Raw genomic sequence first — 1,771 nt, 5'->3', positions numbered from 1 at the left:
TCCCGCCACCGGAACCGGTGCGGAAACCGTGCCGGGCTCGGTACTCGGGACCGCGCTGGCCAGCGGTGAACCACAGCTCGCCCTGCGCGGCACGACCTTCTCGGTGCCTCGGCTCGCCCGCGCCACCGGCCGGCTCTCGGACGCGTCCGCCGTGTTCGGTCCGGACGGGACGGTGCTGGTCTCGGGCGCGGGCGCCCTGGGCGGTCTGGTGGCCCGGCACCTGGTGTCCCGGCACGGGGTGCGGCGCCTGGTGCTGGCCAGCCGCCGGGGCCGCGGCGCCGACGGCATGGCGGATCTGGTCGCCGACCTCACCGAGCAGGGCGCGGAGGTGTCCGCAGTGGCCTGCGACGTCTCCGACCGCGAGCAGGTGGCGGCGCTGCTGGCGTCCATCCGGGACGAGCACCGCCTGACCGGTGTCGTGCACACGGCCGGCGTCTTCGACGACGGTGTGATCGGGACGCTGACCCCGGACCGGCTCGCCGCCGTGTTCGCGCCGAAGGTCGACGCGGTGCGGCACCTGGACGAGCTGACCCGGGACATGGACCTCGACGCATTCGTCGTGTTCTCCTCCGTCGCGGGCGTGGTCGGCGGCGGCGGTCAGGGCAACTACGCGGCGGCGAACGCCTTCCTGGACGCGGCGATGGCCCACCGCCGGGCCGCGGGCCTGCCGGGACTGTCGCTGGCCTGGGGCCTGTGGGAGCGCGGCATCGGCATGGCCGCCCACCTCAGCGTCGTCGACCACGCACGCGCCGGCCGCGGCGGCGTCCTGGAGCTGACGCGGGCCGAGGGCCTGGACATGTTCGACGTCGCGCTGCGCATGGACGCGTCGCTGCTGGTGCCGATCAAGCTGGACCTGGCGGCGTTGCGGGCGGACGTCGCGGCCGGCGGGTCGGTGCCGCACGTGCTGCACGGCCTGGTCCGGGCCGGGCGGCGGCAGGCGCGGGCGGCCACCGCGACGGACAGCGCGCTGCCGCGCCGGCTGGCCGGACTCGCCGCGGACGAGCAGGAGGCCCTGCTCCTGGACCTTGTGCGCGGTCAGGTCGCCGCCGTGCTCGGGCACGCCGGCCCGGAGGCGGTGCGGGCGGACACGGCGTTCCAGGACACCGGGTTCGACTCGCTGACCTCGGTCGAGCTGCGCAACCGGCTCCGTGAGCAGACCGGACTGAAACTGCCGGCCACGCTGGTGTTCGACTATCCGACCCCGCTGGTGCTCGCCCGCCACCTGCGGGCGGAACTGCTCCCGGACGGCGGCGCGGACGGCGGCGTGGCCGGTGCGGACGAGGAACGGTTGCGGCACGCGCTCGCGTCGGTCCCGCTGTCCCGCCTGCGCGAGGCGGGGCTGATCGACGTCCTGACCAGTCTGGCCGCGCTGGGCGAGCCGGATCTCGCCGGTGCGGGTGATGCGCCCGGCGTGGTCGAGGAGGACGCCGGGGAGCGGTCGATCGCCGAGCTGGACGTCGACGACCTCGTGCAACTGGCGTTCGGCGAAGAGTAGTCCCGCGAGACCCGGCATCTGGTACCCGAGTGATTGGGGCGGTTGTGAGTGCGTCGTACGAGAAGGTCGTCGAGGCCCTGCGGAAGTCGCTGGAAGAAGTCGGCACGCTGAAGAAGCGCAACCGCCGGCTCCTCGGCGCATCCCGCGAGCCGATCGCCGTCGTCGGCATGGCGTGCCGGCTGCCAGGCGGTGTCACCGGCCCGGATGACCTGTGGCGGCTGGTGTCCGAGGGCCGGGACGCGGTGTCGGGGTTCCCCCAGGACCGGGGCTGGGACC

At 74.9% G+C, this 1,771-nt stretch carries 2 protein-coding genes; both read left to right on the top strand.

The window, feature by feature from the left end:
- Window positions 1-1,495, top strand: a 1,495-nt coding sequence (locus tag AF1_RS32430; RefSeq protein ID WP_157419433.1) for a type I polyketide synthase, incomplete at its 5' end; no start/stop codon positions are given.
- A gap of 44 nt (window positions 1,496-1,539) precedes the next feature.
- Window positions 1,540-1,771 (top strand): beta-ketoacyl synthase N-terminal-like domain-containing protein (locus AF1_RS32425; RefSeq protein ID WP_157419431.1); only part of this gene is annotated, 232 nt, incomplete at its 3' end.

The organism is Actinomadura formosensis NBRC 14204, from assembly GCF_001552155.1.
Lineage (GTDB): Bacteria > Actinomycetota > Actinomycetes > Streptosporangiales > Streptosporangiaceae > Spirillospora > Spirillospora formosensis.
Note: the sequence above shows the minus strand (reverse complement) of the source record. Positions and strands in the feature narration are given on the sequence as shown.